Origin of the sequence: Rhodococcus sp. NPDC058532 (assembly GCF_042719255.1) — a bacterium.
Taxonomy (GTDB): Bacteria; Actinomycetota; Actinomycetes; order Mycobacteriales; family Mycobacteriaceae; genus Rhodococcus_G.
This window is the reverse complement of sequence record NZ_JBHXNU010000021.1, coordinates 1-25,610: the sequence shown is the minus strand read 5'-3', so window position 1 is coordinate 25,610 and position 25,610 is coordinate 1. Positions and strand designations below refer to the sequence as shown.

Below are 25,610 nucleotides of genomic sequence, written 5' to 3'. Positions count from 1 at the left end.
GGCACGATTTAAGACACGTGGCGTAAATTTGGGGGGTGTCCGGTAGGCGCCGGGCTCCCAGCCACGCAGACGAGGAGTATTCGTGACCGAACACGTGCAGCCGCTGTCCGAGGAGGTGGAACTGGTGGATCCCGCGGCCGAGGCGGCGCGGGAACGCAAGATGCGGATCGCCCGCTATGTGGGCATGCTGATCTTCCCGTTTCTGATGGTGACGATGCTGGTTGGCGGCTACCTCGGCGCGATGCATGCGCCGACGCCACACGACCTGCCGGTCGCCGTGGTCGGCGCGAGTCCCGCCGACTCCGCCCGCCTCGCGGATGCGCTCGACGCCACCGACCCGTCCGCGCTCGCCGCTAGGGTCGCCGACGACGTCGATCAGGCACGCGCACTCGTCACCGACCGCGAGGTCGTTGGTGCCGTCGTGTTCTCCGGCACCGGCGAGGCCACCGTCCTCACCGCGGGCGCGGCCGGCGCGTCCCAGGCGTCCACCGTCACCAACCTGCTGGTGCCGTTCGCGGCCGAGCAGGGCGCCACCGTCCAGACGGACGACCTCGCACCGCTGCCCGCGCACGACGGCGCGGGCCTCGCCGTCATGTTCATGACCACCGCCCTCGCGCTCGCCGGCTACATGCCGCTGAGCCTGATCCTGTCGGCGGCCCCGGAACTGCTCCGCAAGCGCCGCATCTTCCCGCTGCTCGCGGGCTGGGCTGCACTGGTCGCCGCCGTCGTCTGGGTGGTCGCGGACCCACTCCTCGGGGCCGTCCAGGGCCACACCGCCGCGGTCCTCGGGATCTGCTGGCTCGGCGTGTTCGCCATCTCGGCGGTGCAGTTGTTCCTCACCCGGATCTTCGGGCCGCTCGCCGTGCTCGTCGGCATGCTCTTCCTGATGGTGCTCGGCATCCCCGCCTCCAATTTGGGCATGTCGGTGCACACGATGCCCGGCATGTTCTCGGTGCTGTACACCTTCCTGCCGTCGCCCGCGATCGGTGAGGCACTGCGTTCGGCGCTGTACTTCGGCGGAACCGGCCTGACCGGACACCTCGTTGTTCTCACCGTCGGTGCCGTGGCGGCCATCGCGTTGACGGTGGTCGTCGACGTCCTGCGGCGGCGCAGGAACCCCGAGACGGCACCGCCCGAGGTGACGATCGCGTCCTTCACCGGCGGTCGTCCGCAGTCCCGGCGGGTCCGCTACGCCACGATCGTGCTGTTCCCGCTCGCGATGGTCGTGATGATGCTGTCGATCATGACGTCGGCGATGTACCAGCCGTCGCCGCGGGAACTACCGGTCGCGGTCGCCGCCGCAGACCCCGTCGAGGCCGAGCGGATGGCCGCGGGCCTGGACGGGTCGATGGCGGGCATGTTCGACGTCCGGATCGCCGCCCCCGACGAGGCGGAGCAACTGGTCGTCGACCGAACGGTGGTCGGTGCGTTCGTGCTGCCGAGCGTCGACAGCCCGACGGCGACGCTGATCACCGCGGGAGCCGCAGGCATGAGTCAGCAGCAGGTCGTCACCACCGTGTTCACGCAGGTGGCGCAGCAGCAGGGCATGGCGCTGACTACCGCGGACGTGACGCCGCTCAGCGCCGATGACACCGTCGGCACGGTGAGCATGTACCTCGCGATCGGCTGGATGATGTCCGGATTCATGCTGATCATCGTGATGTCGACGGCGGCACCGGAGCTGCTGACCCTGCGTAGGCTGCTGCCGATCGCGGCAGGCTGGGCGGTTGCGATGTCCGCGGTCGTGTGGCTCATCGCGGGACCGGTCGTCGGGGCGGTGTCCGGGCACGCCGGGCAGCTCATCGGTGTCGGTGCGCTCGCGACGTTCGCGATCTCGCTGTTCACCACCGTTTTCGCGCGGCTGATCGGCATGCTCGCCGTGCTCCCCGTGATCCTGGTGGTCATGTTCCTCGGCGTGCCCGCCTCGGGCGGCGGGATGTCGATCTACCTGTCGCCCGAGATCTTCCGGACGCTGCACGACATCCTGCCGATGCCCGCCGCGGTCGAGTCGGCCCGCTCGATCCTCTACTTCGGCGGTGGGGGCGTCGGTGGCCACCTGGTGACGTTCCTGGTCTGGGCCGCCGTCGCCCTCGTCTGCGTGCTCGGCATCGAATGGTTCACCGACCGCAGGCAGGGCACACCGCCCGCCGAACCGGTGACCGAGGAGAAGGTCGCCGCGCTGGTCTGACGGACGGCGCGAATGCCCCTGTGCACACCGCTTCTGCGGCACGCGCAGGGGCGTTCGACGCAGAAAACCCCGGTGCACACCCGAAGAGGTGTGTGCACAGGGGTTCTGCGCGTGGCGCGGGGGACGCTACTTGGCGGCCGCCTCGCGCTCGGCGACGATGTTCAGCGCGATGTCGATGAGCATGTCCTCCTGGCCACCGACCAGCTTGCGCTTGCCCGCCTCGAGCAGCAGGGTGCGCACGTCGACGCCGTAGCGCTCCGACTGGATCTCGGCATGCCGCAGGAAGGACGAGTACACGCCCGCGTAGCCGAGGGTCAGCGTCTCGCGGTCCACCCGGACCGGCCGGTCCTGCAGCGGGCGGACGATGTCGTCGGCCGCGTCCTGCAGCTTGAACACGTCGCAGCCGTGCTTCCACTCGTACAGGTCCGCGACCGCGATGAAGGGCTCGATCGGGCAGTTGCCCGCGCCCGCACCGTGTCCGGCGAGTGACGCGTCAACGCGGTAGACGCCCTCCTCCACGGCCACAACGGAGTTGGCGACCGACAGCGAGAGGTTCTCGTGGGCGTGGATGCCGATCTCGGTGCCCTCGTTCAGCACATCCTTGTAGGCGCGGACCCGGTCCCGGACCCCACCCATGGTCAGGCGTCCACCCGAGTCGGTGACGTAGACGCAGTGCGCGCCATACGATTCCATCAGCTTGGCCTGCTTCGCGAGCTCCTCAGCGGGTGCCATGTGGCTCATCATCAGGAAGCCGGAGACGTCCATGCCGATCTCGCGGGCGGTCTCGATGTGCTGCGCGGAGACGTCGGCCTCGGTGCAGTGCGTCGCGATGCGCACCGAGCGCACACCCAGCTTGTATGCGTGCTTGAGCTCCTCGATGGTGCCGACACCGGGCAGCAGCAGCGTGGTGAGCCGCGCGTGCTGCAGAACGTCGGCCGCGGCCTCGATCCACTCCCAGTCGGTGTTCGAGCCCGGGCCGTAGTTCACCGAACCGCCGGCGAGTCCGTCGCCGTGCGCGACCTCGATCGCGTCGACGCCCGCCTCGTCGAGCGCCTTGACGATCCGCTTGACGTTGTCCGTCGAGATCCGGTGGCGCACCGCGTGCATGCCGTCACGGAGGGTGACGTCCTGGACGAAGATGGTGGGGTTGGTGCTCATCGGCCTGCTTCCTTCTGCTGTGCGATCCGCTCCGCGATCTGCTGTCCCGCCGAGGTCATGATGTCGAGGTTGCCTGCGTAGGCGGGCAGGTAGTGGCCCGCGCCCTCCACCTCGAGGAAGATCGACACCTGGTGCGTCGGGCGGTTGCCGTCCACGATCAGGGTCTCGACCGGCTGGTCGGCCGGGATCTCGGTGATCTGCACCTGCTGCTTGAGGCGGTAGCCGGGCACGTAGGCGGCGACGTCGCCGACCATCTTCTCGACGGACTGGCGGATCTCGTCGTGGGTGGCCGGGTCCGGCGCGTCCACGAGGCAGAAGACCGTGTCGCGCATCATCAGCGGCGGCTCGGCCGGGTTGAGGATGATGATCGCCTTGCCGCGCTTGGCTCCGCCGACGGAGACGATCGCGGCCGAGGTGGTCTCGGTGAACTCGTCGATGTTCGCGCGGGTGCCCGGACCGGCCGACTTCGACGCGATCGACGCGACGATCTCGGCGTACGCCACCGGAACGACGCGGGAGACCGCGGCGACCATCGGGATGGTGGCCTGGCCGCCACAGGTGACCATGTTGACGTTCTCGGCGCCCAAGTGCTCGTCGCCGTTGACGGCGGGGATCACGTACGGGCCAATCGCGGCGGGCGTCAGATCGATCATCCGCTTGCCGAGCGGGCGCAGCCGGGCGTCGTTGGTGACGTGCGCCTTGGCCGAGGTGGCATCGAAGACGATCTCGATCTCGTCGAAGTTCGGCAGGTTCACCAGACCCTCAACACCCTCCGCGGTGATCGGCACGCCCAGCGCCGCGGCGCGGGCCAGACCGTCCGAGGCGGGGTCGATGCCGACCATCGCACCCATCTCCAGGTGCTCCGAGTGGTTCAGCACCTTGATCATCAGATCGGTGCCGATGTTGCCCGATCCGATGATCGCGACCTTGACCTTGCTCATGCGTTCACTCCTTCCGTGAAACGTGTTGTCACGGAACCGAGTCCGGACACTGTGACGGTGACGGTGTCGCCGGCCTGCACCGGCGCCATCGGGCCGAGTGCGCCGGACAGGATCACCTGTCCGGCACGCAGCGGCTGACCGAGTTCGCGGGCGGTCTGTGCCAGCCACACGACGGCCTCGATCGGATCGCCGAGGCAGGCCGCGCCGTTGCCGCTGGAGACCTCGACGCCATTGACGGACATCGACATGGTGACGTTCACCGGCTCGACCTCGTCGAGGGTGCGCCGCTCGGTGCCGAGGACGTACACGCCGGACGAGGCGTTGTCGGCGACGGTGTCGCTGAACCGGATGTCCCAGCCCTGGATCCGGCTGTCACAAATCTCCAGCGCGGTGACCGCGTAGTCGACGGCGTCGCGGACCTGCGCGGCGTCGAGCGGGCCGTCGATCAGATCCTTGCCGAGAACGAAGCCCACCTCCCCCTCGATCTTCGGCTGGATCAGCCGCGACATCGGGATGTCGGACCCGTCGGCGAAGTCCATGTCGTCGAAGAGCACACCGAGGTCGGGCTGGCCGACGCCGAGCTGCTCCTGCACGGCCTTCGAGGTCAGGCCGATCTTGCGGCCGACGATCCGGGCACCGGCCTGCACCCGGCGCTCGTTGAACTGCTGCTGGACCGCGTAGGCCGCCTCGAGGTTGGCCTCGCCGATCAGGTCCCGGATCGGGGCGCACGGCACACCGTCCGCCGCGGCGGCCGCGAGGCGGTCCGCTGCGGCGGCGATGTCGGATTCGCTCGCTGCGATGGAGTTGGTGGGCTGGCTCATGCTCCAACTGTTACGGGATTCCGTCGCCCGGACCAGGCCTGCGTCTCACTCAGCGATACGCTCGGCTGATGACCGGAGGCGTGAACCTCGACACCGTGCTCGGCAAGGCGGTGACGATCCTGCGCGCCTACCGCCCGGACGATCAGGTGCTGCCGCTCGCCGAGCTGGTCCGCCGGACCGGACTGCACAAGGCCACGGTGCACCGCCTCGCGGGTGAACTGGTCGCCAACCGGCTCCTTGACCGGGTGGACGGCGGCTACCGGCTCAGCGGCGGCCTGTTCGAACTCGGCATGCTCGCCTCGCTCGAACGCAGCCTGCTGGAGATGGCGATGCCGTTCCTGCAGGACCTGTACGAGCGGACGCACGAGACCGTGCACCTCGGGGTCCGCGACGGGCACGACGTGGTGTACGTCGCGAAGATCGGCGGCCATCGACAGGCGAAGTCCCCGTCCCGCACCGGCGGCCGCATCCCGCTGCACTGCTCCGCGATCGGCAAGACGCTGTTGGCCTTCGCCGCCCCCGAGCTTCAGCGTGAGGTGCTGGCGGGGCCGTTGGTCCGGCGGACCCCGCATACCATCGTTGCGCCGGGAATCCTTGGCCGCCAACTGGATAGGATTGTCGAGACGGGTGTCGCGTTCGAACACGAAGAGTCCGCGCTCGGCATCAACTGCGTCGCTGCCCCGGTCGTCGGCCGCGGTGGGGAGACGGTCGCCGCGATCAGCGTCACCGGACCGACGGGGCGGTTCCGTCCGGAGACCCAGGTCGCGGCCGTCCGCGCCGCCGCCGCCGGGCTGGGTAGCACGATGGCCCGCCGGGACCAGTTGCGCTAGGCGGTCATCCCGAACGATCGGGCCAGCGTCGGCCACGCCTGCGGCAGCTGGTCCCGCCAGTACACCCACGCATGGACACCGTCCGGCTGATACCGGACGGTCGCCGGAATCCCGAGGTCGTCGAGTCGCGCGTCGAGCCTGCGGGTGCAGGCGTTTGCCGAGGCCTCGATGGTCGCGCCGACCGTCACCCGGTCCTGGTAGTCCGGAATGTCGGGGGTCTCGTACCGGCCCGGTGATCCCGGCATCACGGACAGGAAAATGTCCATGCCGCGCAGCGCCTCGGCGCCCCGAACGCTGTCATGGGCCGCCCATCCGGGGCCGCCGACCTCGCCCCATGCGTTGACCGGGTCGCCGCCGCGGGACGAGATCGTCCACAGCACGCTGAGCTTGCCGACGTCGTCCATCGTCGAGTAGCAGCCGCTCATCGCCGCGATGCCGCGGTACATGCCGGGATGGCGGTGCGCGAGCATCATCGCGCCCTGCGCACCCATCGAGATGCCGAGCAGCGACTTGACCCCGTTCGTGCGCAGCCGGGCGTCGAGCAGCGGCGGCAGTTCCTCGGTGAGGAACGTCTCCCACTTGTGCAGCCCGACGGCGGGGTCGATCCGATCCCAATCGGTGTAGAGGCCGGACACCCCGCCGTTGGGCATCACGACGTTGACGTTCTTGTCCGCGAAGAACGCCGGGACGCCGCCCATCGTGACCCAGCCGGACGTCTCCTCGTTCGCGTCGACCCCCTCAAGCGCGTAGAGCGACGGCCTCGGAACCGAATTATCCTTCGGCAGAAGAACTTCCACCCCTACCTCGCGGCGGAGTGCGGGCGAGGCGACGGTGAACCGGACGAGCCGGTCGGTCATGCGCTCCTCGCCGACGATCGCCGCCGCCGTGATGTCGTCGCGTAGTTCGGGGAGGATGGGGTGCTCGTTCTGCAGCGGGCCAGGGATCGTGGATCCGCCGGTCACGCTGCCGCCGTCCGAGCCGGCGGCACTTCCGCTGCCGCCGAGCAGGTCGCTGCTGCCCGGCACCGCGACGGCGGGCGCGACCGGGACCGCGAGCAGCGCGGCAACGGCGACGGCGCAGGCGCAGGCCCGCAGCGTGCGGGGACGCCGGTCGAGCGTTGCCGCGGCGTGGATCGGTGCGGGACGGGTCGAACGCACGGCGGCTCCCGGACTCGGTTGTTGGTGGGCGCGCTGAACCTACACCGTCGGTGCGGCGTCCCCGACCGGAACGGGTGAGGACCCGATCACCGGTCGCCAACGAGCAGTGGCCGCACCCGGGACGGGTGCGGCCACTGCCGGGGAGCTCGAGAAATCAGCCGCGGTTGAGCAGCTTGCGCATCGCGACGGCGGCACCCTTGACCATCTTGTCGCGGGGGAAGCCGCTGCGCTTCTGCGCGGCCTCGTAGTTGCCGCCCGCCACCCACACCGGGCCGTCGGCAAGGTGCTCAAGACCCTCACGGGCCGCGTCCTCCGGCTCCTGCACGATCATGCCGGGGATGTCGAAGTTCAGCCCGGCGCGGACCATCGCCGGGGTCCGGGTGACGCCGAGGATGAACTCGACGACGTGCACGCCGTGCGGCTCAAGCTCGAGCCACAGCGACTCGGCGAACACCCGGCTGAAGGCCTTCGACGCCGCGTAGATGCTCTGGTGCTCGGAGCCCATGTAGCCGGCCAGCGAGCCGAGCAGCATGATGCCGCCGCGACCGCGCTCGCGCATCAGGCCACCGAAGTGGTGCGAGAGCTCGAGCTGCTTGAGAATGTTCAGCTCGATCACGCCGCGGAAGCCGTCCAGCTCGCCGGTGACGAACTCGTGGCCGTAGGAGTTCGCGCCCGCGTTGAAGATCAGCAGCCCGACCTCGACGTCGTCAGTGACGGCGCGGATCTGCGCGAGCGCGTCGCCCGCCAGCAGGTCCAGCGACAGGGTCCGGACCTCGACGCCGTGGGAGCGGACCTTCTCCGCGGTCTCCTCGAGCGGGCCCGGCTTGCGGGCGATCAGCACGAGATTGAAGCCGTCGGCGGCCAGCTGGTCCGCGAACGCCGCGCCGACGCCCTCGGAGCCGCCTGCGATGACGGCCCACGGGCCGTACTGGTTGATGTCGACCATGGAAGATCCTCTCGGACGGGCGCCGACGATGCGCCCGCGGTTGTCGGTGTGCCGGACGGTCAGTCCACGACCTGCGGCGCGGGGACCGGGTCCTCGTTGGTGATGGGCAGCCGGCCGTCGTTCGCGGCCTTGTCGATCGTCGCGGTCAGCGCCTCGCAGCGCATCACGGGAGCCCCGGGGCGGCCCTCACGCCCGGTCCACTCGTGGATCTCCCGGCAGGCGTCCTGCGCGGCCTCGTCCCACTGAATGGCAGTGTGCTCCCAGCTGTGCTTGAGGACCCGCACGCGGGCCCCGCACGCCTCACACGCCAGCGGCTGCATTCTCCAGCGCCTTCTTCTCGAGGTTCGCGTCGACCTCCTTGCGCCACGCGGCGACCGCCTTCGTGGTGTCCATCTCGTGCTCGAACCGCTCGACCATCTCCGGCTGCACGTCGGCGCGGTCCACGTAGAACTGCTCGTACCAGCGGCGCAGCTGGTAGACGGGGCCGTCCTCCTCGCACAGCAGCGGGTTCTCGATCCGGGTCTTGTTCTTCCAGATCGCGATGTCCTGCTCGAAGCCCTTCGCGATGAACGTGCCGAAGTTCTTCGCCATGTCGGTGGCGGCGGTGCCCTGGAACTTGTCGGACTTCTTGACGATGATGCCGTACATCAGCACGAACTTGTCCGGGGTGACCGGGTAGTGGCAGTTCAGCAGGACCGACTCGACGTTGTGGTCCTCGTACTCGTAGACCAGGTCATCGATCATGAACGACGGGCCGAAGTACGACGCCGCCGAGTTGCTGCCCTTCATCCGCGGGGTGCCTGCGGCGTGCGGGCGCTCGTCCTCACGCGCGGTGCCGCGCATGAACTGGCTCGCGACCTGGCCCTCGAAGACGTTCTTGAAGAACGTCGGGAACGAGTAGTGCACGTAGAAGAAGTGCGCCATGTCGACGATGTTGTCGACGATCTCGCGGCAGTTGATGTCGACCTCGGTGGTGAACCAGACCCAGTCCGACCACTCGTCGGACAGCGCGCCCTCGATGCGCGGGATGTACATGTCCTCGTCGGTCGGGGCCTTGCCCTCCGGGTCGTGCCAGACGAAGAGCATCCCGTCCTGGTCGAGGGTGTGCCACGACCGGGTGCGGGCCAGCGGGGGAACGCGGCGGGCGTAGGGGATCGAGGTGCACTTGCCCTTGCCGCCCCAGCGCCAGTCGTGGAACGGGCAGGCCACCGAGTCGCCCTTGATGGTGCCCTGGCTCAGGTCGCCGCCCATGTGCCTGCAGTATGCGTCGAGGATGCTGAGCTTGCCCTCGCTGTCGGCGAAGACGACGAGCTTGGTGCCGAACGCATGGACGCTGTGCGGCTTGCCGTCACGGAAGTCCTCGGCGAGTCCGAGGCAGTGCCAGCCCCGCGCGAACCTCGTAGGTGCGGCGCCCGCTTCGATCACGCGAACTTCGTCGGCAGACTGCGTGCTGGTCACGGTTCATCCTTCCGGTCGAGGTACCGCACGTGGCGGCACGATTCATGACCTCGGACGCTAACGACGCGGGTCACCGGGTTCGCCGAGTATCTCACTGGCCGGGACCTCCCGCAGTGCGCGACCATCGGCGCGCGAACGGCGAGCCGATAACATCGAACGAATGGACAACGAGGTACTCGGTCGGGTGCGGGAGTTGCTCCCCGCCATCGCGGAACGGGCACGCGGAACGGAGGAGTCTCGTCGGGTACCCGACGAGACGATCCGGGCGCTGGTCGACGCCGGGGTGTTCCGGATGCTTCAGCCGACCCGATACGGGGGACTCGAGTCCGATCCGGTGCACTTCTACGAGGCCGTGCGGGCGATCGCGGGGGCGTGCGGATCCACCGGGTGGGTCACCGGCGTCCTCGGGGTGCACCCGTGGCACCTCGCGCTGTTCGACGATGCCGCGCAGTCCGACGTGTGGGGCGCCGACCCCGACGTCCTCATCGCGTCGTCGTACGCCCCGGTCGGCACGATGGTCCGGGTCGACGGCGGCTACGAGATCATGGGCTGCTGGCGGTTCTCGTCCGGCGTCGATCACTGCGGGTGGGCGCTGCTCGGCGGGATGCTCGTCGACGACCGCGGCGACCCGATCGACAACACCACGATGCTGGTTCCGCGATCGGACTATCAGATCCGGGACGTCTGGGAGTCCGTCGGGTTGCGTGGCACCGGAAGCAACGAGATCTTCGTCGAGCGGGCGTTCGTTCCCGATCACCGGGTGATGCGCAACTACGAGTTCTCCCAGCTGCGCGGTCCGGGCCAGAAGGTGAACACCGGGCCGCTGTATCGAATCCCGTTCGCGACGGTGTTCTCGTCGGCGATCGCGGCCCCCGTCCTCGGCGTCGTCGCGGGCTGCTACGAGGAGTTCCTGGCCCGGATGCGGGACCGGGTGCGGCTCAGTCTCGGCGGCGGCCGGTTCGCGGAGGACGTGTTCGCGCAGGTGACCGTCGGGCGGGCGTCGTCGGACATCGACGCGTCGATCCTGCAGATGGACCGCAACGTGCGGGCCCTGATGGAGGTGGCTGCCGCGGGCGACCAGATCCAGATGCAACTGCGGCTGCGGGCCCGGCGCGACCAGGTGCGCGGCACCGAGCGGGCGCTCGCCGCCATCGACAAGCTGTTCAAGATGTCCGGCGGCAACTCGCTCGACACCGGCAACCCGCTCGAACGGGGCTGGCGGGACGCGCACGCGGGCGGGGTGCATGTCGCGAACGACACCGAACGCGCCCTCGCCCTCTACGGGCGCGGCGCGTTCGGGCTGCCGGTCGAGGACAACATGGTCTGACGCCCGGCCTCACCCCGGTCCCGCGCCGTCGGGGTCGGTGCGGAACCGCCGGGCCAGGTTCGGCTCGGTGGACGGCCCCGGCGACCAGGAGGCGATCCACGGCCCGGTGCCCTCACTCTGGTCGAGGACACCCGATTCGAGCCAGGCGTACTCGCCGCCGAGAACGTTCGACGCGATCCGGTGGTCGAGGTCGTCGGTGTTCTCCCACAGTCCGGCGAACAGGCGGTCGATGCGCAGCCTCGCCTGCTGGCAGAACACGTCGGCCAGGTCGGCGGCGCCGGTGCCCGGGTCCCGCGCCCGCTCGGAGTCCGCGCGCACGCACGCCGCGGCCATCGCGAACAGCTCGGCGCCGATGTCGACGATCCGGCCGAGGAACACCTGATGCTTCTCCATGCCCGCCTGCCAGCGGGCCATCCCATAGAACGTTGACCTGGCCAGCTTGCGTGCGTTGCGTTCGACGAACCGCAGGTGCGTCGCCAGGGAATCGAAGTCGCCGTACGACGCGGGGAGCTGCCCCTTGCCGGACACCAGGTGCGGCAACCACTTGGCGTAGAAGCCGCTCGCCCCGAGGGCAGCCTTGGCCTTGTGCTGCAGGTCGGCCCCCGGATCGGCGAGGTCACCCGCCGCGGTCAGGTGCGCGTCGACGGCCTCCCGCGCGATCAGCAGCCGCATGATCTCGCTCGACCCCTCGAAGATCCGGTTGATCCGCAGGTCCCGCAGCAACTGCTCGGCCGGGACCGCCCGTTCACCGCGGGCGGCGAGGGACTCCGCGGTCTCGTAGCCGCGGCCGCCCCGGATCTGGATCAGTTCGTCGGCGATCCGGCACGCCATCTCGCTGGCCCACAGCTTCGCCAGCGCCGCCTCGATCCGAATGTCGTTGCGGCCCTCGTCGGCCATCTGACCCGACAGTTCCAGCGTCGCCTCCAACGCATACGTGGTGGCCGCGATGAACGAGATCTTGCCGGCGACCGCGCCGTGCTCACCGACCGGTCTGCCCCACTGCACCCGCTCCGCGGACCACTCCCGTGCGATCTTGAGCGACCACTTCCCGGCCGCCGTGCACATCGCGGGCAGCGCGAGGCGCCCGGCGTTCAGTGTGGTCAGGGCAATCTTCAGGCCGTCACCCTCGCGGCCGATCAGGTTCTCGGCTGGTACCCGCACCCGGTGCATCCGGGTGACCCCGTTCTCGATGCCGCGCAGCCCCATGAACGCGTTGCGGCGTTCGACGGTGATGCCGGGGGCGTCGGCCTCGACGACGAACGCGCTGATGCCGCCGGGGTGCCGCCCCTCGGTTCGCGGTACCCGCGCCATCACCACCAGCAGTTCGGCGACCACACCGTTCGTAGTCCACAGCTTCACGCCGTCGAGGAGGTAGGCAGTGCCGTCCTCGGTGGGGGTGGCCGTCGACGCCATCCGCGCCGGGTCCGACCCGACATCCGGTTCGGTGAGCAGGAACGCGGAGATCGCGCCTTTCGCGCAGCGCGGCAGGAACTTTCGCTTCTGCTCGTCGGTGCCTGCCAGCTTGAGTGGCTCGGGGACGCCGATCGACTGGTGCGCGGACAGCAGCGCGCCGAGGCTGGGATGCACCGACCCGACGAGCATCAGCACCCGGTTATAGGCGACCTGCGACAGGCCTAGTCCGCCGTACTCCTCCGGGATCTTCAGCCCGAAGCAGCCGAGGTCGGCGAGCCCGCGCACGTACTCGTCGGGGATCGCCGCGTCGCGTTCGATCACGCTGCCGTCCAGCCCGGCACAGTAGTCGCGCAGTGTCCCGAGAAACCGCTCGGTCCGCGCCGCGTCCTCGGGTGTGGGGCGGGGAAACGGGTGCACCAGGTCGAGCCGGAACCGGCCGAGGAACAGTTCCTTCGCGAACGAGGGCTTCTCCCAGCCGCTTTCGCGGGCCTCCTCGGCGACCGCGCGTGCCTGTTCCTCGCTGACCTGGGTCGGTGACACCATGATCCGCCTCCTCGACGAGAGCGATCGGCAACCTACTGGCGAGTATCCGCCTCGATCCGGGTTTTCGGAACCCATGCCGGAACGACGCGGGGGTGTCCGGTCGGCCGCGCCGGGGGCTACAGCTTCGAGTAGTCCGTGCTCAACCACCGCTGCGGACGCATGCGGACCAGGATCGACCGCGGGGTGAGGTTCTGTGCGGCGTACGCGGTGCCCTCCTCCTCGCCGAGATACCGCACCGCGATCGCGGTGGCCTGATCCGCGGTGATCGGCGCAATCGAGGTGATCGGGCCCTCGGCGCTGACGTACTTGTACGGCACCTGCTCGAGCTGCGCGGTGAGGGTGAACCGCCCGGCCGCCCGAAACAGCGGCTCCTTGATCGTGTCGGTCTCGGTCCAAATCAGGACCTCCCCGCCCGGCTCGTACCCGTACCAGACCGGCACGGCCAACGGTGCCCGGTCCGGCCGCTCGACCGCGACCACCCCGACATGAATGTCCGCGAGGAACGCCTCGCGCTCGGCACTGCTCATCGTCGGCATCGATCGATCCTCTCGGGTCGGAACCTCCGGTGTCACCAACAGTAGGGGATCCGGCGGGGGCGGACGGGCTCGACGATCGGGCCGGTGGGCCCGGCGCCGCCGCGCGTGTCGACAAGCGGGTCGGGAGCGGTCACAGTGGAGACCGGGAGCGCGCTACACCGAGGAGGCCGGTCATGGCGTTCTATCGACGGCTCGGCAGCATTCCCCCGAAGCGGCACACCCAGCACCGCGGCGAGGACGGCAGTCTGCGCTTCGAGGAACTGATGGGCGAGGAGGGCTTCGCCTCCGACTCGGCGCTGCTGTATCACCGCGCCGTCCCGTCGGCGATCGTGGACGCGACCGTGTGGGGGCTGCCCGACCAGGCAACGACGCCGAATCATCCGCTCAGGCCGCGCCATCTCAGGCTGCACGAGCTGTTCCCCGAGCGGGGGTGGGCCGAGACCGATCCCGTCACCGGTCGGAGGCTGATCCTCGGCAACGCCGATGTCCGGCTCTCGTACGCCGTCGCGGCGGCCGAATCGCCGCTGTACCGCAACACGATCGGCGACGAGTTGGTGTACGTCGAGGCGGGGGAGGCGCTCGTCGAGACCGCCTTCGGTGCGCTGCCCGCACGCCAGGGCGACTACGTGCTGCTGCCGATGTCGACCACCCACCGCTGGAGGCCGGTGGGAGCGGAACCGTTGCGGGTGTACGCGATCGAGGCGAACGGCCACATTGCGCCGCCGAAGCGGTACCTGTCGCGATTCGGGCAGTTCCTGGAGACCGCCCCCTACTGCGAACGCGACCTGCACGGTCCCAGCGCGCCGCTGCTCGTCGAGGGCACCGACGTCGAGGTCCTCGTCAAGCACCGGACCTCCCGCGGCATTGTCGGCACCCGGATGGTGCACGCGACGCACCCGTTCGATGTCGTCGGCTGGGACGGCTGCCTCTACCCGTACACCTTCAACATCGCCGACCACGAACCCGTCACCGGTCGCGTGCACCAGCCGCCGCCCGCGCATCAGGCGTTCGAGGGTGCCGGCTTCGTGATCTGCAACTTTGTTCCCCGCAAGGTCGACTACCACCCGCTGTCGATCCCGGTGCCGTACTACCACTCGAACGTGGACTCCGACGAGGTCCTGTTCTACTGCGGTGGCGACTACGAGGCGAGGAAGGGCTCCGGCATCGGGCCGGGCTCGGTCTCCGTGCACCCCGGCGGGCACACCCACGGACCCCAGCCGGGCGCGTACGAACGCAGCATCGGCGTCGACTTCTTCGACGAGCTCGCCGTCATGGTCGACACCTTCCGGCCACTCGAACTCGGTGCGGGGGCGCTGGCCTGCGAGGACCCGGGGTACGCCTGGTCCTGGGCCGGACGGGGTCCGGCGTCGCCGCCGTCGTCGGGCAGGGGGCAGGCGCGATGAGGATGATCCCGCCGCTGCTGGCCGGGCTGTGCGACGACGCCGCGCTGTTTCCGCCCGGCGCCGTGCCCCTCGCCGTTGCGGTGCCCGCCCACTTCGCCCACACCGACAGCGCGTACGCGGATCTGGTGGGGCCGCTTGTCCTTCCCGCGACCAGGCTCGCCGAACTGGCCGCCGTGCTCGGCGGCCGGGTCCTGCCGGTGAGCCTGACCGTCCCCGGTGGCACCGACGCCGCCGCGGCGGCACTGGGTCGGCTGCGGACGATCGACGCCGTGCACCTGGTTGGCCTCGAGATCGCCGTGCCGGACGGGCAGCCCGTCCCCGCACTTCTCCGTGCGGTGAGCAAAATCTGCGGTGCCGCACCGGGAGTGGCGGTCCATGTTGAGGTGCCCCGGGACCGGCGCCGCGACGAGGTGCTCACCGGTCTCGCCGACCTCGGGGCCCGCGCGAAGATCCGCACCGGAGGTGTCGTGGCCGACGCGTACCCGGACGAGGCCGAGCTCGCGGCGGTGATCGCGGCCGCCGGGTCCCTCGGGGTGCCGTTCAAGGCGACCGCGGGTCTGCATCGCGCGGTCCGGAACACCGACGCCGACACCGGATTCGAGCAGCACGGGTTCCTGAACCTGATGCTCGCCACCCGCCTCGCCGCGGACGGTGCGGACCCGGACACCGTCGCCGCGGCGCTCGCGGACCGCGACGGACCCGGCATGGCGGACACCCTCGCCGGGTTGACGGAGGCGGAGTCCGCCGCGGTGCGCCGCCGATTCGTCTCGTTCGGCACCTGCAGCATCGCCGCCCCGCTCGCCGACCTCACCGCACTCGGCCTGGTGCATCCCCCCGGCATCCCGGCCGCCGACGAACGAGCCCCGGCATGACCGTCATCCCGATCCCCGACCGCTCCCCGTTCGGCGTCGACAACCTGCCCTACGGAGTCTTCTCGACCGCGGGGACGCAGCCGCGGGTCGGCGTGCGGGTGGGTGACCACGTCGTCGACCTGGCGGCGGTGCTCGGCGACGCGGTGTTCGCCAACCCGACGCTCAACCCGTTCATGGCCCAGGGGAGTGCCCGGTGGGCCGAGGTCCGGGACACGATTGCCGTCCTGGTTCGCGGTGAGGTCGCGGACAATGCGGTGCTGCCCGTCGGCGACGTGACGATGCACCTGCCGATCGCGGTCGCCGACTACGTCGACTTCTACGCATCCGAACAGCACGCGACCAACCTCGGGCGACTGTTCCGCCCGGACAGCCCCGACCCGCTGATGCCGAACTGGAAGCACCTCCCGGTCGGCTATCACGGCCGGGCGTCGACCGTCGTGGTGTCGGGTACCGATATCGTCCGGCCGCGCGGCCAGCGCAAGGCGCCAGCCGATAACGCGCCGACGTTCGGCCCCTCGCTGAGCCTCGACATCGAGGCCGAGGTGGGGTTCCTGGTCGGGGTCGGCTCCCCGATGGGGGCCTCGATCACGCCGGATCGGTTCGCCGAACACTGCTTCGGCGTGGTGATCCTCGACGACTGGTCGGCCCGCGACATCCAGGCGTGGGAGTACGTGCCGCTCGGCCCGAATCTGGGCAAGAGCTTCGCCACCTCGATCTCCGCGTGGGTGGTTCCGTTGGCGGCCCTCGAGGCCGCCAGGGTCGCCACCCCGGTGCAGGATCCGGTGCCGCTCCCGTACCTGCGGGGCGGCGAGATGTGGGGACTGGACATCGATCTGGTGGTCGAGTGGAACGGTGACGTGGTCAGCCGCCCGCCGTACGCGCAGATGTATTGGTCGCCTGCGCAGATGCTGGCGCACCTCACGGCGAACGGTGCTGCCGCCAGCACCGGCGACCTGGTCGGCTCCGGCACCGTTTCCGGCGCGGAGCGGAACCAGTGCGGTTCCTTCATCGAATTGACCTGGGGCGGAACAGAACCCGTGACGGTGTCCGGCGAGAAGCGCACCTACCTACTGGATGGCGACGAGGTGACGATCACCGCGACCGCGCCGGGCGCGAGCGGCGGACGCATCGGCTTCGGTGAGGTGCGCGGCCGGATCCTGCCCGCACGCCGATCCACCCCACCCCCGCCACTCGATCCGCTCTGATTCGATCGAATGATCCGTTCGCTCGGGCCGGCCGGCGACGGGGGAGGGGCTCGACGAGCGCGGCGTCCTACGCCATGTGATTGGCGGCGCGGTAGCCGAACACCATTGCGGTGCCGAGCGGAACGCCCGGGCCCGGGTACACCTTGCCCGCGACCGAGGCGGCGGTGTTGCCCGCCGCGTACAGACCGGCGACGGCGGTGCCATCGGCGCGCAGCACGCGACCGTCGACGTCGGTGACCAGGCCGCCCTTGCAGCCGAGGTCGGACAACACGATCCGGGCCGCGTAGAACGGGCCGGTCTCGACCGCGGTCAGCGCCCGGTTCGGGTTGCCGTTCGGGCCGCAGAAGAACAGGTCGTAGGGGTCCTCGCCGCGGTGGAACGACTCGTCGACGCCGCGCTTGGCGTACTCGTTGAACTCCTCTACGCTCGCGCGCACGGCGTCCGCGGGCAGCCCGGCCTTGGCGGCGAGCTCCTCCAGGGTGTCCGCCTGCACCCAGGTGCCCGCCTCGAGGTGCTGTGCCGGCGGGGTGTTCGGGATGGAGATGCCGGGCAGTCCGCCGCCCTCCCTCGAGTCGAAGATCATCCACGACGGGATGGCGTGACCGGCGTCGTTGTGGGCGAGCATGGCCCGGCCGAACCGGTCGTAGGGCAGCGACTCGTTCAGGTACCGGTTGCCGTTCGCGTCGACGACGATGCCGCCGCGGATGCCGACCAGGAAGGCTGCGGTGCCGTCCGGCTGTTCGACACCCGGGCAGAACCAGGCCTGATCCATCAGCGAGGTCGCGCCGCCCGCGGCAGCCCCGGCGGCGATCGCGTCACCGGTGTTCGCCCCGATCGGGCCCATCGACCATTCCGCCTTGCCGGGGGTGCCGTGTTCGGCGCGGGCCTGCGCGTTGCCCTCGATGCCGCCGGCGGCCATCAGCACACCGCGGGTGGCCTTGATGCGGACCTCCGCGTCGCCGGACCGGGCGACGACGCCGACGACGCGGCCGTCCTCGACGACCAGCTCGGTCAGCGCGGTGCCGGTGCGCAGGTCCGCGTTGCCGGTGCCGTCGATCGCGGCGAGCAGGCGCCCGATCAGGGCGCGGCCACCGATCATCTTGCCGGGGGCGTGGCCCTTGCCCGCCCGGTCCGGGTTCAGCTCGGGGCGCACCTTGGCGGCCAGTTCGCCGATGTCCGCCGGGTCGAGGTCGAGCGGGTTGATCGAGCGGCCGGTGTCGAGGCGGCCCTCGGCCCGGTAGTAGTCCGGGAACGCGCGGAACTCGAACTCGATGTTGGGGTCGCGTTCGAGCAGCTCGACGACGGCGGGCGCGGTGTCGACGTACGCGTCCTGCCGCTCGGCCTCGGCGACGCCGAGCAGGGTGCGCAGGAAGGTCCGGGCGTTCTCGGTGGAGTCCTCGAGCCCCGCGCGCTCCTGAACCTGGGTGCCGGGCAGCCAGATGGCCGCGCCGGAGTAGGAGGAGGTGCCACCGAACAGGTCGGTCTTCTCCAGCACCACGGTGCGCAGGCCACGCGCGGCCGCGGTGTATGCCCCGGTCAGGGCGCCGCCACCGGACCCGACCACCACCACGTCGTATTCGTCCGTCCAGTCCTGCATGTCTCCTGCTTCCTCCATCGCATCGGGTGTGGTCACAGGCAATCGCAGCGGGCCGAGCGGGGGTGCGGCGGCTCCCACTGAGCGGAACGGGAGTCCGGCAACCCGCGACAGCTGCCAGGATCTACGCTCAGATCGTCGGAAGTGGAAGAAGTGGGGGACGAGGATGCCGAGGCTTGCGGAGGCACGCGACGCGGCTGAGCCGAGCTCGGTGGAGCAGCGGGCGCGACACGGCCGGATCCTGAAGGTCGCCGCCCAGCTGGGTGCCGAGAAGGACCTCGAGCGGGTGCAGATGCAGGAGGTCGCGAAGCTCGCAGGCGTCGCGATCGGCACGCTGTACCGCTACTTCCCCTCGAAGACGCACCTGTTCGTCGCGGTGATGGTCGACCAGATCCAGCGGATGGGTGATCAGCTGTCCCGGCGGTCGCGCGCCCACCTGGCGGCGCCCGACGCCGTCTACGACGCGCTGCTGCACGCGACGCGGGCGCTGCTGCGCACCCCGCTGCTCGCGACCGCGATGATCCAGTCCGCCGCGACCTCGAACGCCGCGACCATTCCCGACGTCGCGAAGATCGACCAGCACTTCGACCGGCTGCTGCTCGACGCCGCCGGGATCGAGGAGCAGACCATCCGGGACGCGACCGTGCTGCGGCTGGTGGTCGCGTTGTGGTTCGGGCTGATTCAGGCCGCGCTCAACAGCCGCACCTCGATCCCCGAGATCGAATCGGACCTGCGGACCGCGTGTGACCTGCTGCTCGCGGACCTGTCCGGTCGGATGGTCTGAGCCCGATCCCGTTCGGTGGGACTCTCACCGCCCCGCCCCCGGCCGAGAAATAGAATACGTTTCAGAAATCGTATTCGTCAGGGAGCACACATGAGCAACGTCGTCATCGTCGAGGCCGCGCGGACGCCGATCGGCCGGCGTCGCGGGCAGCTGGCCGGGGTGCACCCCACGGTTCTGCTCGGGGCAGCACAGAAGGCGGTCCTCGACCGCGCCGGACTGCCCGCCGAGCAGGTCGGCCAGGTCGTCGGTGGCCTCGTCACGCAGGTCGGTGAGCAGTCCAACAACGTCACCCGCAACGCCTGGCTGCACGCGGGACTGCCCTATGCCACGGCTGCGACCACCATCGACTGCGCCTGCGGGTCCTCCCAGCAGGCCGTGCACATCATCGCCGGCCTGATCGCGTCCGGTCAGATCGATGCCGGCATCGGGTGCGGCGTCGAGGTGATGAGCCGGGTGTTCCTGGGGCAGGCGCTCGCCCCCGGCACCGGGATGCCCTACCCGGACGACTGGTCCCTCGACCTGCCCGACCAGTTCGTCGCGGCCGAGCGGATCGCCGACAAGCGGGGCATCACGCGCGGCGACGTCGACGCGCTCGGTCTGCGTTCGCAGCAGCGCGCCGCGCAGGCGTGGGCGGAGGGCCGCTTCGACCGCGAGATCGTGCCCGTCGAGGCGCCGCAGGTGACCAAGGAGGGCGAGCCGACCGGCGAGACCCTCACCGTCACCCGCGACGGCGGGCTGCGGGAGACCACCGCCGAGGCCCTCGCCGGCCTCAAGCCCGTCTTCGACGGCGGCATCCACACCGCGGGCAACTCGTCGCAGATCAGTGACGGTGCCGCGGCGGTGCTGCTGATGAGCGAGGAGAAGGCGTCCGCGCTCGGCCTGCGTCCGCGCGCCCGCATCGTGTCCTCGGGCATGGTCGGCTCCGATCCGTACTACCACCTCGACGGCCCCATCGACTCCACCCGCCACGTGCTCGCCAAGTCCGGGATGTCGCTCGCCGACATCGACCTGGTCGAGATCAACGAGGCGTTCGCGTCGGTCGTGCTGTCCTGGGCGCAGACCCTCGACGCCGACATGGACAAGGTCAACGTCAACGGCGGCGCCATCGCCCTCGGACACCCGGTCGGCTCCACCGGCGCCCGGCTGATCACCACCGCGCTGCACGAGCTGGAGCGGTCCGACAAGTCCACCGCGCTGGTCACCATGTGCGCCGGCGGCGCGCTCTCCACCGCCACCATCATCGAGCGCATCTAGGCGCCTCCGGCGCCCGTGAGTCCTTTTGGCCCTCATCCGGGCCAAAAGGACTCACGGGCGCGAAGCGCCACTCCTAACTTCTGAAACCCGAGGACGACTTTCATGACCATTGGACTGAGTGACGAGGACCGCGAGCTCCGCGACTCCGTGCGCGGCTGGGCCGCCCGATACGCCACCCCGGCCGTGATCCGCGAGGCCGATGAGGCGAAGGCGGAGGCCCGTCCGGAGTACTGGGCCTCGCTCGCCGAGCTCGGCATGCTGGGCCTGCACCTGCCGGAGGAGGTTGGCGGCGCCGGGTTCACCCTGCTCGAAACCGCAATCGTCGCTGAGGAACTCGGCCGCGCGATGGTGCCCGGCCCGTTCCTGCCGACCGTCGTCGTCTCCGCGGTCCTGAACGCGGCAGGTCACACCGCCGAACTCGAGGGTCTGGTCGACGGCTCCACGTTCGGTGCCGTCGCGCTCCAGCCCGGAACCCTCGCGCTGGCCCAGGCGGAGGGCGCGACCACCCTGTCGGGCACGTCGAGCCTGGTTCTCGGCGGTCAGGTTGGCGACCTGTTCCTGCTCGCCGCGACCGACGCCGCCGGTGACCGCGTGTTCGTCGTCGTCCCGCGAGACCGGCTCACCGTCACCGACCTGCCCAGCCACGACGTGATCCGCCGCAACGCCGAGGTCACGGTCGACGGCCTTGCGCTGGCCGACGGCGAGGTGCTGGCGCTCGATGCGCAGCGCGTCCTGGACATCGCGGCGACCCTGTTCGCGGCCGAGGCATCCGGGCTTGCCGACTGGGCCACCACCACCGCGGCCGACTACGCCCGCGTGCGTAAGCAGTTCGGTCGGGTCATCGGCCAGTTCCAGGGCGTCAAGCACAAGGTCGCGCGGATGTTCGGTCGAACCGAGCAGGCCCGTGTCACCGCGTGGGACGCCGCCCGAGCGCTCGGCGAGGAGGTTCCCGCCGAGGAGGCGTCGCTCGCGGCGGCGGTCACCGCATCGGTCGCCCTCGACGCCGCCTTCCAGGTGTCGAAGGACTGCATCCAGGTACTCGGCGGCATCGGCTACACCTGGGAGCACGACGCGCACCTGTACCTGCGCCGCGCCCAGTCCCTGCGAATCCTGCTCGGCTCCACCGGATCCTGGCAGCAGCGGGTCGCGGAGCTGACCCTTGCCGGGGCGCGCCGGGTGCTCACCGTCGAGCTGCCCGCCGAGGCCGAGCGGATCCGCGCCGACGTCCGGGCCGAGCTCGAGCCCGCGAAGGCCAAGACCGGCGCCGACCGCACCACCTACCTGGCCGAGAAGGGCTACACGTCCCCGCACCTGCCCGCACCGTGGGGCAAGAGCGCGGATGCCGTCGCCCAACTCGTGATCGCCGAGGAGCTGGCGGCGGCCGACGTGAAGCCGCACGACATGATCATCGGCAACTGGGTGATCCCGACGCTGATCGCGCACGGCAACGCCGAGCAGCTCGACCGGTTTGTGCCGGGATCGCTGCGCGGCGACATCGTCTGGTGCCAGCTGTTCTCCGAGCCCGGCGCAGGCTCCGACCTGGCCAGCCTGTCCACCAAGGCCACCAAGGTCGAGGGCGGCTGGAAGCTCAACGGCCAGAAGGTGTGGACGTCGATGGCACGCGACGCGCACTGGGGCATCTGCCTGGCCCGCACCGACGCCGACGTCCCCAAGCACAAGGGCCTGTCGTACTTCCTGGTCGACATCCGGAACTCGGAAGGCCTCGACATCCGCCCGCTGCGGGAGATCACCGGCGAGGCGCTGTTCAACGAGGTGTTCATCGACGACCTGTTCGTCCCCGACGACTGCCTGGTCGGTGAGCCCGGTGACGGCTGGAAGCTGGCTCGTACCACCCTCGCCAACGAGCGGGTGTCGATGACCGGTGGGTCCTCGCTCGGCGACGGCGGCGAGGCGCTCGTCGCGCTGGCCGACACCCTGCCCGGAGGCATCGACGCCCATCAGCTCACCGTGCTCGGTCAGATCCTCTGCGACGCGCAGTCCGGTGGGATCATGGGTCTGCGGACGACGCTCCGGTCGCTGGCGGGATCGCAGCCCGGCGCCGAGTCGTCCGTCGCGAAGCTCCTCGGCGTCGAGCACATCCAGCAGACGTGGGAGGTCGCGATGGAGTGGGCGGGGCCGTCGTCCCTGCTCGGTGATCAGGAACGCACCTCGGCCACGCAGATGTTCCTCAATTCCCAGTGCATGTCCATCGCCGGTGGTACGACGAATGTTCAGTTGAACATCATCGGCGAGCGGATCCTCGGACTGCCTCGCGATCCCGAACCAGGAAAGTAGGCACTGCAGCCCCATGAACCGCACCTTCGTCGTCGGCGTCGGCATGACCAAGTTCGAGAAGATCGAGTCCCGTGACTGGGAGTACCCGGACATGGTCACCGAGGCCGTGAGCAAGGCGCTCACGGACGCGGGCATCGACTACTCGCAGGTCCAGCGCGCCGCGGCGGGGTACGTGTTCGGCCCGTCGGCGGCGGGGCAGCGGGCGCTGTACGAGACGGGGCTGACCGGTATCCCGGTCGTCAACGTCAACAACAACTGCGCGACGGGGTCGACGGCCCTGCTGATGGCCCGCGAGTGGGTCCAGGCGGGGTTCGTCGACTGCGCGCTGGCCGTCGGCTTCGAGAAGATGACGAAGTCGTCGATGGCGGGCACCGGCGAGCTGCCGAAGGTCACCACCCTCGATGACCATCTGAGGGTGATGACCACTAAGCACGGCTGGGGCAAGGGCCCGATGACCGCGCAGCTGTTCGGCAACGCCGCACTCGAGCATATGGAGCGCTACGGCACCACCGCCGAGCAGATCGCGGCCGTCGCGGTCAAGAACCACAAGCACTCGGTGAACAACCCGTACGCGCAGTTCCAGGACGAGTACACCCTTGAGCAGGTGCTGGGCGACAAGATGATTCACGCCCCGCTGACCCGGTCGCAGTGCTCGCCCACCTCCGACGGGGCCGGTGCCGCGATCGTCGTCAGCGAGAAGTTCGTCCGCGAACACGGCCTCGAGGGCCAGGCAGTGGAGATCGTCGCGCAGGCGCTCACCACGGATACCGCCGAGGCGTTCGCGGACCAGTCGATGATCGACGTCGTCGGCGCGCCGATGACCCGGGCCGCGGCCGAGCAGGTGTTCGCCGAGTCCGGGCTGAGCATCGACGACGTCGACGTCATCGAACTGCACGACTGCTTCGCGATCAACGAGATCATCACCTACGAGGGCCTCGGCCTGTGCGCACCCGGTGAGGGCGGCAAGCTCGTCGAGTCCGGCGCCACCACCTACGGCGGCCGCTGGGTCGTCAACCCGTCCGGTGGGCTGATCTCCAAGGGTCACCCGCTCGGCGCCACCGGTCTCGCACAGTGCGCGGAACTGAACTGGCAGCTGCGCGGGCAGGCCGATGCACGTCAGGTGGACGGTGCTTCCGTTGCCCTGCAACACAATCTGGGTCTCGGTGGCGCGTGCGTCGTCACGCTCTACCGGTCCGGAACCATTTCCAAGGAGTCATAGACACATGCCGATCGACGTGAGCGCCGCCCTGGCGGCCGCCCCCACCGTCCGCGAGGCCAGCTGGACCGAGCGCGACGTGATCCTGTACCACCTGGGTCTCGGGGCGGGCGTCAACTCGCTGGACCCGGCCGAACTGGGTTGGGTGTACGAGAAGGGTCTGAAGGTGCTGCCGACCTTCGCGATGGTCGCCGGGCAGGGCGTCTCGGCGGGCACCCTGAAGCCGGCCGGGATGAACCTGCCCGGCATCGACATCGACCTGCGCAAAATCCTGCATGCGGGGCAGGCGCTCACGTTGCACGCCCCGATTCCGACGTCGGGGACCGCGACCATCTCGTCGCGTGTTGCCGACGTCTGGGACAAGGGCAAGGCCGCCGTCATCGTGCTCGAGCAGGCGGCCGCCGACTCGGACGGAAACCCGTTGTGGACCACCGCGATGCAGATCTGGGCCCGTGGTGAGGGTGGCTTCGGCGGCGAGGCCGGACCCGAGCTGGCCGCGGGCGTGCCGGAGCGGGCTGCGGACACGGTGCTGGTCTCGCCGACGAGCACCGCGCAGGCGCTGGTGTACCGGCTCAGCGGAGACCTGAACCCGCTGCACGCGGACCCCGAGTTCGCGAAGATGGCCGGATTCGATCAGCCGATTCTGCACGGCCTCGCGTCGTACGGTGTCGTGTGCAAGGCCGTCGTCGACGGTGTCCTCGACGGGGATCCGGCACGGGTGCAGTCGTTCTCGGTGCGGTTCGCCGGATCCCTGTACCCGGGGGAGACCATCGAAACCGCCGTCTGGCGGGACGGTGACACCCTCACCCTGCAGGCCACCTGCCCCGAACGGGACGGGCAGCCGGTGCTCACCCACGCCACGATGGAGGTTCGCTCGTGATGGAATCCGGGGACCACCCCACCGCTGCGACCCATCCGCACCGGACGGTGCTGACGTCGGCGCCGCAGGACGCGCCGGTGGACCGCGCGACCGCCGCGGCCCGCCGCGTCATCGACGCGATGATCCGCACGGACCGCGGCAACGCGAACCTGGACCGGGTCGCGGAGGAACTGAACAGCATCGCCGACCATCTCGAGGAGCACGCCCCCGAGGTCGCCGACCGGATGGTCGACATGTGGAGCGGTGAGGGCGTCACCCGCCACGACCCGATCACCGGTCCGGAGAACGCAATTGCGCCGCCACTGGTGATCGAGGGACTCGAGGACGGGTCGGTGCAGGGCGTCGTGACGCTGACCCTGCCCTACCAGGGGCCTCCCGGATGCGTGCACGGCGGCGTCTCCGCGATGCTCCTCGACCACGTCCTCGGCGTCGCGAACGCGTGGGGCGGCACGGCGGGGATGACCGCGCAGCTGAACACGCGGTACCACAAGCCGACACCCCTGTTCGAGCCGCTGACCATCACCGGCAAGCAGATCTCGATGGAGGGACGCAAGATTCGTACCATCGGTGACATCAAGAACGCGGCCGGAGAGGTCTGCGTCTCCGTCGACGCACTGTTCATCCACGCGGGCGTCCCGCGCCCGCGGTAGCGGGTTCACGTATTCACGGGGTGAGGGGAACCTTCGGCCGGTCCAACCTGAATCCACCGGTGCGGCTCACGGGTCGGTGCGGGGTTGCGATTGTCGACCGTCACCGCACTGCGGGCACACCTCATCGACTGGCGTGATC

Annotated in this window: 22 protein-coding genes; 12 read left to right on the top strand and 10 right to left on the bottom strand. The window is 70.0% G+C overall.

The window, feature by feature from the left end; translation table 11 throughout:
• The first annotated feature begins 82 nt into the window (after window positions 1–82).
• A complete protein-coding gene (locus ACFWQG_RS19890; protein WP_378509375.1) occupies window positions 83–2,188 on the top strand; it encodes an ABC transporter permease in 2,106 nt (701 codons plus the stop codon).
• Between the two features lie 126 nt (window positions 2,189–2,314).
• On the opposite strand, the gene dmpG is transcribed toward ACFWQG_RS19890, so the two are convergent.
• From dmpG to ACFWQG_RS19875, 3 genes are read right to left on the bottom strand one after another with little or no spacing between them, the layout of a single operon-like run.
• The gene (dmpG, locus tag ACFWQG_RS19885) at window positions 2,315–3,346 is read right to left on the bottom strand and encodes a 4-hydroxy-2-oxovalerate aldolase (protein ID WP_378509374.1); all 1,032 of its coding nucleotides are present in this window, start codon (window positions 3,344–3,346) and stop codon (window positions 2,315–2,317) included.
• Window positions 3,343–4,287: an acetaldehyde dehydrogenase (acetylating) gene (locus tag ACFWQG_RS19880; RefSeq protein ID WP_378509373.1), complete on the bottom strand. Its 945-nt coding sequence runs from the start codon at window positions 4,285–4,287 to the stop codon at window positions 3,343–3,345. The genes dmpG and ACFWQG_RS19880 overlap by 4 nt, the downstream gene beginning before the upstream one ends.
• Window positions 4,284–5,108 carry a 2-keto-4-pentenoate hydratase gene (locus ACFWQG_RS19875; protein WP_378509372.1) on the bottom strand — a complete coding sequence of 275 codons (825 nt, stop codon included), beginning with the start codon at window positions 5,106–5,108 and terminating at the stop codon, window positions 4,284–4,286. The genes ACFWQG_RS19880 and ACFWQG_RS19875 overlap by 4 nt, the downstream gene beginning before the upstream one ends.
• Window positions 5,109–5,176: 68 nt before the next feature.
• On the opposite strand from ACFWQG_RS19875, the gene ACFWQG_RS19870 reads away from it, so the two are divergent.
• On the top strand, window positions 5,177–5,938 hold the full coding sequence (locus ACFWQG_RS19870; RefSeq protein WP_378509371.1) for an IclR family transcriptional regulator: 762 nt from the start codon (window positions 5,177–5,179) through the stop codon (window positions 5,936–5,938).
• Here the strand turns inward: ACFWQG_RS19870 and ACFWQG_RS19865 are convergent.
• From ACFWQG_RS19865 to ACFWQG_RS19850, 4 genes are all read right to left on the bottom strand, one after another.
• The gene (locus tag ACFWQG_RS19865; protein ID WP_378509370.1) at window positions 5,935–7,095 is read right to left on the bottom strand and encodes an alpha/beta hydrolase; all 1,161 of its coding nucleotides are present in this window, start codon (window positions 7,093–7,095) and stop codon (window positions 5,935–5,937) included. The genes ACFWQG_RS19870 and ACFWQG_RS19865 overlap by 4 nt on opposite strands.
• 154 nt (window positions 7,096–7,249) lie before the next feature.
• A complete protein-coding gene (locus ACFWQG_RS19860; RefSeq protein ID WP_378509369.1) occupies window positions 7,250–8,041 on the bottom strand; it encodes an SDR family NAD(P)-dependent oxidoreductase in 792 nt (263 codons plus the stop codon).
• 59 nt (window positions 8,042–8,100) lie between these two features.
• The gene (locus ACFWQG_RS19855; RefSeq protein ID WP_378509368.1) at window positions 8,101–8,361 is read right to left on the bottom strand and encodes a hypothetical protein; all 261 of its coding nucleotides are present in this window, start codon (window positions 8,359–8,361) and stop codon (window positions 8,101–8,103) included.
• On the bottom strand, window positions 8,342–9,499 hold the full coding sequence (locus tag ACFWQG_RS19850; RefSeq protein ID WP_378509367.1) for a Rieske 2Fe-2S domain-containing protein: 1,158 nt from the start codon (window positions 9,497–9,499) through the stop codon (window positions 8,342–8,344). Before ACFWQG_RS19850 ends, ACFWQG_RS19855 begins: the two co-directional genes overlap by 20 nt.
• Window positions 9,500–9,659: 160 nt before the next feature.
• Here ACFWQG_RS19850 and hsaA point away from each other — a divergent pair, with 160 nt between their 5' ends.
• Window positions 9,660–10,826, top strand: coding sequence for a 3-hydroxy-9,10-secoandrosta-1,3,5(10)-triene-9,17-dione monooxygenase oxygenase subunit (gene hsaA / locus ACFWQG_RS19845; RefSeq protein ID WP_378509366.1), 1,167 nt, complete (start codon window positions 9,660–9,662; stop codon window positions 10,824–10,826).
• Window positions 10,827–10,835: 9 nt separating this feature from the next.
• Here hsaA and ACFWQG_RS19840 read toward each other — a convergent pair whose 3' ends face one another.
• Window positions 10,836–12,782: an acyl-CoA dehydrogenase family protein gene (locus tag ACFWQG_RS19840; protein WP_378509365.1), complete on the bottom strand. Its 1,947-nt coding sequence runs from the start codon at window positions 12,780–12,782 to the stop codon at window positions 10,836–10,838.
• A 116-nt stretch (window positions 12,783–12,898) separates the two neighbouring features.
• Window positions 12,899–13,318, bottom strand: coding sequence for a pyridoxamine 5'-phosphate oxidase (locus ACFWQG_RS19835; protein ID WP_378509364.1), 420 nt, complete (start codon window positions 13,316–13,318; stop codon window positions 12,899–12,901).
• Between the two features lie 173 nt (window positions 13,319–13,491).
• On the opposite strand from ACFWQG_RS19835, the gene ACFWQG_RS19830 reads away from it, so the two are divergent.
• From ACFWQG_RS19830 to fahA, 3 genes are read left to right on the top strand one after another with little or no spacing between them, the layout of a single operon-like run.
• Complete coding sequence (locus ACFWQG_RS19830) at window positions 13,492–14,721, top strand: homogentisate 1,2-dioxygenase (RefSeq protein WP_378509363.1); 1,230 nt, start codon at window positions 13,492–13,494, stop codon at window positions 14,719–14,721.
• Window positions 14,718–15,593: a hypothetical protein gene (locus ACFWQG_RS19825; RefSeq protein ID WP_378509362.1), complete on the top strand. Its 876-nt coding sequence runs from the start codon at window positions 14,718–14,720 to the stop codon at window positions 15,591–15,593. The genes ACFWQG_RS19830 and ACFWQG_RS19825 overlap by 4 nt, the downstream gene beginning before the upstream one ends.
• Window positions 15,590–16,798, top strand: a complete 1,209-nt coding sequence (gene fahA / locus ACFWQG_RS19820; RefSeq protein ID WP_378509361.1) for a fumarylacetoacetase — start codon at window positions 15,590–15,592, stop codon at window positions 16,796–16,798. Before ACFWQG_RS19825 ends, fahA begins: the two co-directional genes overlap by 4 nt.
• Window positions 16,799–16,865: 67 nt before the next feature.
• Here fahA and ACFWQG_RS19815 read toward each other — a convergent pair whose 3' ends face one another.
• Window positions 16,866–18,395 (bottom strand): FAD-dependent oxidoreductase, encoded by a 1,530-nt coding sequence (locus ACFWQG_RS19815; RefSeq protein WP_378509360.1) that lies wholly within the window; start codon window positions 18,393–18,395, stop codon window positions 16,866–16,868.
• A 163-nt stretch (window positions 18,396–18,558) separates the two neighbouring features.
• Between ACFWQG_RS19815 and ACFWQG_RS19810 the strand changes: the two genes are divergently transcribed.
• The 6 genes from ACFWQG_RS19810 (at window position 18,559) to ACFWQG_RS19785 (ending at window position 25,471) form a co-directional block, all read left to right on the top strand.
• Window positions 18,559–19,176 carry a TetR family transcriptional regulator gene (locus tag ACFWQG_RS19810; protein WP_378509359.1) on the top strand — a complete coding sequence of 206 codons (618 nt, stop codon included), beginning with the start codon at window positions 18,559–18,561 and terminating at the stop codon, window positions 19,174–19,176.
• A gap of 90 nt (window positions 19,177–19,266) precedes the next feature.
• Window positions 19,267–20,430, top strand: a complete 1,164-nt coding sequence (locus tag ACFWQG_RS19805; RefSeq protein ID WP_378509358.1) for a steroid 3-ketoacyl-CoA thiolase — start codon at window positions 19,267–19,269, stop codon at window positions 20,428–20,430.
• 102 nt (window positions 20,431–20,532) lie between these two features.
• Window positions 20,533–22,725 (top strand): acyl-CoA dehydrogenase, encoded by a 2,193-nt coding sequence (locus ACFWQG_RS19800; RefSeq protein ID WP_378509357.1) that lies wholly within the window; start codon window positions 20,533–20,535, stop codon window positions 22,723–22,725.
• Window positions 22,726–22,738: 13 nt separating this feature from the next.
• Window positions 22,739–23,944: a lipid-transfer protein gene (locus ACFWQG_RS19795; protein ID WP_378509356.1), complete on the top strand. Its 1,206-nt coding sequence runs from the start codon at window positions 22,739–22,741 to the stop codon at window positions 23,942–23,944.
• A gap of 4 nt (window positions 23,945–23,948) precedes the next feature.
• Entirely contained in the window at window positions 23,949–24,821 is an 873-nt protein-coding gene (locus ACFWQG_RS19790; RefSeq protein ID WP_378509355.1) for a MaoC/PaaZ C-terminal domain-containing protein, read from the top strand.
• A complete protein-coding gene (locus ACFWQG_RS19785; RefSeq protein ID WP_378509388.1) occupies window positions 24,821–25,471 on the top strand; it encodes a PaaI family thioesterase in 651 nt (216 codons plus the stop codon). The genes ACFWQG_RS19790 and ACFWQG_RS19785 overlap by 1 nt, the downstream gene beginning before the upstream one ends.
• Window positions 25,472–25,610: the final 139 nt, after the last annotated feature.

Excerpts from the sequence above, each read along its gene's own strand:
- dmpG (WP_378509374.1), bottom strand. The coding sequence starts at position 3,346 with ATGAGCACCAACCCCACCATCTTCGTCCAGGACGTCACCCTCCGTGAC.
- ACFWQG_RS19835 (WP_378509364.1), bottom strand. The coding sequence starts at position 13,318 with ATGCCGACGATGAGCAGTGCCGAGCGCGAGGCGTTCCTCGCGGACATT.
- fahA (WP_378509361.1), top strand. The coding sequence starts at position 15,590 with ATGACCGTCATCCCGATCCCCGACCGCTCCCCGTTCGGCGTCGACAAC.
- ACFWQG_RS19795 (WP_378509356.1), top strand. The coding sequence starts at position 22,739 with ATGAACCGCACCTTCGTCGTCGGCGTCGGCATGACCAAGTTCGAGAAG.
- ACFWQG_RS19800 (WP_378509357.1), top strand. The coding sequence starts at position 20,533 with ATGACCATTGGACTGAGTGACGAGGACCGCGAGCTCCGCGACTCCGTG.
- hsaA (WP_378509366.1), top strand. The coding sequence starts at position 9,660 with ATGGACAACGAGGTACTCGGTCGGGTGCGGGAGTTGCTCCCCGCCATC.
- ACFWQG_RS19805 (WP_378509358.1), top strand. The coding sequence starts at position 19,267 with ATGAGCAACGTCGTCATCGTCGAGGCCGCGCGGACGCCGATCGGCCGG.
- ACFWQG_RS19810 (WP_378509359.1), top strand. The coding sequence starts at position 18,559 with ATGCCGAGGCTTGCGGAGGCACGCGACGCGGCTGAGCCGAGCTCGGTG.
- ACFWQG_RS19840 (WP_378509365.1), bottom strand. The coding sequence starts at position 12,782 with ATGGTGTCACCGACCCAGGTCAGCGAGGAACAGGCACGCGCGGTCGCC.
- ACFWQG_RS19825 (WP_378509362.1), top strand. The coding sequence starts at position 14,718 with ATGAGGATGATCCCGCCGCTGCTGGCCGGGCTGTGCGACGACGCCGCG.
- ACFWQG_RS19875 (WP_378509372.1), bottom strand. The coding sequence starts at position 5,108 with ATGAGCCAGCCCACCAACTCCATCGCAGCGAGCGAATCCGACATCGCC.
- ACFWQG_RS19860 (WP_378509369.1), bottom strand. The coding sequence starts at position 8,041 with ATGGTCGACATCAACCAGTACGGCCCGTGGGCCGTCATCGCAGGCGGC.
- ACFWQG_RS19815 (WP_378509360.1), bottom strand. The coding sequence starts at position 18,395 with ATGCAGGACTGGACGGACGAATACGACGTGGTGGTGGTCGGGTCCGGT.
- ACFWQG_RS19880 (WP_378509373.1), bottom strand. The coding sequence starts at position 4,287 with ATGAGCAAGGTCAAGGTCGCGATCATCGGATCGGGCAACATCGGCACC.
- ACFWQG_RS19785 (WP_378509388.1), top strand. The coding sequence starts at position 24,821 with ATGGAATCCGGGGACCACCCCACCGCTGCGACCCATCCGCACCGGACG.
- ACFWQG_RS19790 (WP_378509355.1), top strand. The coding sequence starts at position 23,949 with ATGCCGATCGACGTGAGCGCCGCCCTGGCGGCCGCCCCCACCGTCCGC.
- ACFWQG_RS19870 (WP_378509371.1), top strand. The coding sequence starts at position 5,177 with ATGACCGGAGGCGTGAACCTCGACACCGTGCTCGGCAAGGCGGTGACG.
- ACFWQG_RS19830 (WP_378509363.1), top strand. The coding sequence starts at position 13,492 with ATGGCGTTCTATCGACGGCTCGGCAGCATTCCCCCGAAGCGGCACACC.
- ACFWQG_RS19855 (WP_378509368.1), bottom strand. The coding sequence starts at position 8,361 with ATGCAGCCGCTGGCGTGTGAGGCGTGCGGGGCCCGCGTGCGGGTCCTC.